Here is a 5,129-nt window from a genome sequence, read left to right as displayed (position 1 = left end):
TCGGACACGCCGAAACTGGCCGAACGGCCATCTAGCGTGGTCTGGCGGGGAAGACGGATCTAGCCCGGGCTGAACAGTGCCGCGGCGGCGTTCTGGCCTTTCAGGAAGCTTCGGCCGAAGTCGCCTGCAAGATTTCGCATTGACTCGACTGCGCCAATGACGCTGTGGAAACGGTGCTTCTGGGTTCTGTTGATGAAGCGGATGTAGTTGCCGGGGTCGATTTTGAGCCGTTCCAGGATCGGCGGCAGATTTCCGGGGATGCTACCGCGCTTGCCTTCGAGAATGGCGCGGCCGGACCAATCGACCAGTTCGAGGTAGTCCCGGATTTCATAGGGAATGGCGCGTTCCGGATCATCCGGGACTTCATCAGTGAATGGCATCAGGCGGCCAATCGCCGTGCGCAGGTCCTCTGGGATCTCGTTGAGCGCCGCTTTGTCCCCTGCGGCGATCTTTGAATCCTGCTCCAGAATCCGCTGCTGGATCGAGGTGTAGTCGGATTCCTCCGGCGTGTGTGCCATTGCCGCTCGGATCGGGTTGAGATCGACGTAGGCCATGGCCGCGATCACCGAAGCCTCGTCCAGTAACGCCTGGCTTTTGAATCTGCCTTCCCAGAAGCGGCCGGTGACATTGTCTTCGGCGTTGGCCCAGCGGGCGATCGGCTCGTTCAGGCACCGCATGAACCATGAAATGCTGAAAAGCCGCTTTCGGTATTTTCGTATCAGCGAAGATACTGCGCTCAGCTGCGCATCGGCAAGTTTTTCGCCGGCGAGATAACTCCGAACCAGCGGCGTGCCGCCGAACAATGCGAGCCAGCGTCGAGCTACTTCAGGGTCATCCCATGTCAGGGCCTGCTCCTGATCTACACAAAGTACGACGTGGAGATGATTGCTCATTACTGCGTAGCTGAGGATCCGGATCGAGAAAACCTCAGTAAGTTCGAATATACGTGCCCGAATCCAGTCCCGCCGGTGGGAGAAGTCCTTGCCTGTCAGCGGATCCTGCCCGCAGAGATACTGGCGGCGTACACACCGGCTGATGCAGTGGTAAGAGTTGGTCGCATCCAGCGAGATCTGGTTTTGCCGGGCTTGAGGCACGAGCTGCAGTGAAGTGGACTTGAGTCCAGCCTATGCCGGAGGTCCCTGCAGGGCAATCGGAAAAATGCTCGGATTTCGGTAGGAAAATTCCTACGAGGTGGGTGTCCAGACAAGATCCTCCAGACAAGATCCTAGACAAGATCCTAGACAAGATCCGCAGACAAGATCCGGTGCGAATTCAACCCGTCGAAGCCCATCGAGATGCCGGCGACGATACCGCTGCACTCACCGCGACGGCTGCGCTGTGCTAGCCTTAGCGTTAGCTAACCACTCTGATGGTCCAATCGCATATGCCATATCGACACGCGCACTGGGTTGTCCTGGCTATGCTCCCGCTAACGGTTATTGCATTCTGGCCCAGTTATTTCGGGGTCCTCGGGGCAGCCACCAGCTCGGACCATCTGCATGGGCTCACAGGTACAGCCTGGCTGTTGCTGGTGGCCGCCCAGAGCTGGACCATTCACCACGGGCACCGTCAGGCGCATCGTGCAGCCGGTCGGCTTGCCTTCATGTTGGCTCCCTTGCTGATTGCCGGCTTTGCCTACGCCACCCACGCGGGAGCGGTTAAGGCCGCGGTTGATCATCCGTTCTACGTCATGTTCGGCCAGGCGCTGCTCACGGCCGATCTCTGGATGATCATCGCTATTCCGGTGCTACTGTTTCTGGGCTTCCGACATCGTCGTCAGGTTCGGCTCCACAGCGCCCTGATGTTATCCACCCTGCTTGGCTTGCTGCCGCCCATGTTCGCGCGGTTGTATGCCGGTATCGTGCCGGGACTGACCGTTCGCGGCCCAGACACGTTCCATCGCTTCGAGAATTGCCTGCTGCTCGCGGTGCTCACCTCCCTGCTGGTGGCCGGCTGGCTCTACTGGCGAAACCGACGCGATGGTTGGCCGTGGCTACTGGCCGGGGCCATGGTGGCCATCATGCACCTGCTTTATCTGACGCTCGGGCAGACAAATGTGTGGGATCAGTGGACCGAAAGCATCGCGGCGCAACCCGCAGCATCCTGGCTCATCGGGGGCGCGATCTTCGGCTTGGCCGCGTGCCTGGCCGGCTGGCGCGCGGGGTCTGCATCGAACACCACCCGGCGGCGGGAGGACTATGCATGAAACAAGACCCGACCCCAAAATCTCCGCGACCCCAAAATCTCCGCGACCCCAAAATCTCCGGGTAAAAGCTTCGCAACTGTGATGAGGGTCCCTCCGCCTCCGCCCTTTCAGAAACAAACTGGGACATCCACCTCCAGAAGAGCCGTCAGGGATCTGTCGGTCGCAGCCGGGGATTTGGTTGCAAGAGGCCATACACCAGACCTGATCGGTTCTTAAACAACTAAATGAAAATTATGAAAAATAAATATTTGTGGATAGCATTATCAATCATCACGTTAATTATCGTCGGTGCTACGTTGCTGCCTGAACCTATTGATATGAACCTTGAGAAGATCGGGAATGGTCAGAAATCCGTGGTTTTTGTTTATGACCCCAACTTGACGGTTAGCAATCAACAAGCCACCGAAATGAACAAAGCGCGAGAAATTGTAGGCACGCAAGCCAATTTCCTAGTAGTCAGGGCCGGAGACCCTACGACTAATGATTTTAAAGAGCGATATCAGACCCGCCCAGCCGACCTGTTGTTTTTCAACGGTGATGGGGAGCTGGTTGATCGGAGGGTAGCTTTATTTGATGCAGAGGCTTTAATTGAAAAAGTCACCGACTGATAGTGCATGAAGACATAACACGCAAAGGCAGAGAATAAACACGGACATATACGGACGCCTCACCCGAGTCAAGCCTGTTTAGGGCTTTTTCGATTTGTCCGGACCGAACGCCGCTGCCTCCCTGCTGTCGGAAGTTTTTCGGATTCGGGTTGTTGCGACGAACAATGGGGCTGCTGACATATATCCGGGATCTTTGTGGAGCGTTTGGTTAGCTCCCGCCTAATAGAGAATAAAGGAGACACCCATATTCTGAAGGGCTGGTCTCGTAGGCGATGGCCCGTTCGGGATCTTCCGTCGCCTCATCGGCGAAGGGCATCAGGCGACCGATTGCCGGGCGCATGTCTTCCTGCAGTTTTTCCAGGGCCGGTTTATCCCTCGCGGCGCCCTCAGTCGGCGTTACGGAAGCCCAAATCAGGCCTGAGTGCTGGCTATACTCGCCGCTGAATTCAATCTGGTTTGTCTCATGCCCGCCATTGGTCAGTCTTTTGCCAGCTTCGTGGAACGCGCCGGCAAGCGCATTCCCGACCCGGTCATCATTTTCATGGCGTTCTATCCGGCGGCGTATTTGCTGACCGTATTGATGTCGGGATACTCTTTCGAAACCGTGGGTGCCGGCGGGGACCCGGTTCAGCACCAGATTCTCGGTATGCACAAGGCCGAGCATATGCGCTGGTTGTTCGATAATGCACTGGTGGCCAACTGGCTCGCATTTGGCAACGGCGTGCTGGGCGTAATTCTGGTCGTAATGCTGGCCGTCGGGATTGCCGAACATTCCGGACTTTTCGGGGCATTGATCAAGCGCGCCGGGGCGCATATTCCGCAGAGCCTGCTGCCCTTACTGCTGGTATTGATCGGAATTCTGAGCTCGGTAGCCACGGATGCCGGCTACCTGGTGCTTATTCCTCTGGCCGGCTTGCTGTATGCCGGTCTGGGCCGGAACCCGCTGATCGGTATGGCGGCGGCTTTTGCCGGTGTGTCGGCCGGGTTCAGCGCCAACGTTATTCCCGGGCCGATTGACGCGATCATCGGTCTCAACGCCCGGGTGTTCGCAGAGGCGCAGGGCGTGCCCTTCAGCAATGCGGCCGGTGAGGCACTCAATCCGGTGACAATGCACTACTACTTTATTATCACCTCCACCTTTGTTCTGTCGCTGACGGGCTACTGGGTCACCCGGCGTTTCGTCGAGCCGAAACTGGAGGGCGGAGAGTTCGTTGTGCCGGACGATATCAAGCCCGGGGATTTCGAGCTGACGCCGCAGGAACGAAGAGGCCTGATCGGCGCGATCCCCGGCACCCTGATTGCGATTCTCATGGTCGTTAGCCTGGCTCTTGGGCCGTTGGCGACCTATGTGGACGAATCAGGCACCGAGGTCTCGCCCTGGATGAACAATATCATCCTGCTGATCTCGCTGTTTTTCGCGGTCACGGGAATCTTTTTCGGTGTCGCGTCCGGCCGTTTCACGAAGCTGTGGAGCGTCGTGGAAGCAATGGTCAAGCAGATGGATACCATGGGTTACATCCTGGTACTGACCTTTTTCACCTATAATTTTCTCGGCCTGCTGAGCTACAGTGGCCTGGGGACCTGGATCACCTTTCTGGGTGCCGAGTTTCTGCAGTGGCTGGGCCTTCAGCAATTCCCGGTATTACTGCTGATCGGCTTCGTTTTGACCACGGCTGCGATCAACATCTTCATTGGCGGCCTGACTTCGAAATGGATGCTGCTGGGTCCGATTTTCGTACCCATGCTGTATTTCGTGAACCCGGCGATGACGCCTGATCTAGTTGCCGCGGCCTTTCGTGTGGCTGATTCTTCGACCAACATCATTACGCCGATGATGGCCTATGCCGGCGTGATCCTCGCCTTCATGCGAAAGTTCAGGCCGAACATGGGGTTCGGCGATATGCTGTTGATCATGCTGCCTTATTCTTTTGCTTTCCTATTGGTCTGGACCGCACTCCTGGTCGGCTTTTTCACCCTGGGTATACCGCTGGGGTTCTAGAAAACCGCTGGGCTTTTGGAAAACCCTAGAACAAGCCTGCAGGGGACGAGACGGAGCTTTTGCGCGAGGCGCCTGATCAGAATAAATTGGATTGTCTGCAAAACAGCTATACTGAAAGGGGTGGTGGCTCTGGTAGGAGGTCGTTTGATGACGATGTGTCTGCAGATGAAACAGGCGAGACCGGCGCGTTCCCCGCGGCCGGGAAAGCCGATCTTCGTTTTTCTCGCTCTGCTGGTGGCTACGTGCTCTGCCTCGGCCGGAACGCGTCTTTTCCTGCCAGTTTTCAGCGAGCCGGTCCCGGCCCAGATCGAGCGCG

General features: G+C 57.2%; 4 protein-coding genes. 3 read left to right on the top strand and 1 reads right to left on the bottom strand.

What is annotated here, in order from left to right:
* Positions 1-59: 59 nt before the first annotated feature.
* Positions 60-803, bottom strand: a complete 744-nt coding sequence (locus tag VJ956_RS01210) for a hypothetical protein (RefSeq protein WP_324080747.1) — start codon at positions 801-803, stop codon at positions 60-62.
* Between the two features lie 722 nt (positions 804-1,525).
* Here VJ956_RS01210 and VJ956_RS01205 point away from each other — a divergent pair.
* From VJ956_RS01205 to VJ956_RS01195, 3 genes are all read left to right on the top strand, one after another.
* A complete protein-coding gene (locus VJ956_RS01205) occupies positions 1,526-2,206 on the top strand; it encodes a hypothetical protein (RefSeq protein ID WP_324080745.1) in 681 nt (226 codons plus the stop codon).
* Between the two features lie 224 nt (positions 2,207-2,430).
* Positions 2,431-2,814: a hypothetical protein gene (locus tag VJ956_RS01200; protein ID WP_324080743.1), complete on the top strand. Its 384-nt coding sequence runs from the start codon at positions 2,431-2,433 to the stop codon at positions 2,812-2,814.
* A 463-nt stretch (positions 2,815-3,277) separates the two neighbouring features.
* Positions 3,278-4,813, top strand: coding sequence for an AbgT family transporter (locus VJ956_RS01195; RefSeq protein ID WP_324080742.1), 1,536 nt, complete (start codon positions 3,278-3,280; stop codon positions 4,811-4,813).
* Positions 4,814-5,129 lie beyond the last annotated feature (316 nt).

This window comes from Marinobacter sp., assembly GCF_035268745.1.
Lineage (GTDB): Bacteria > Pseudomonadota > Gammaproteobacteria > Pseudomonadales > Oleiphilaceae > Marinobacter.
The sequence above is the reverse complement of the archived record's forward strand: the minus strand, read 5'-3'. Positions and strand labels throughout refer to the sequence as shown.

What these genes read in the sequence shown, in the direction of transcription:
- VJ956_RS01200 (WP_324080743.1), top strand. Translation starts at nt 2,431, where the DNA reads ATGAAAATTATGAAAAATAAATATTTGTGGATAGCATTATCAATCATC.
- VJ956_RS01195 (WP_324080742.1), top strand. Translation starts at nt 3,278, where the DNA reads ATGCCCGCCATTGGTCAGTCTTTTGCCAGCTTCGTGGAACGCGCCGGC.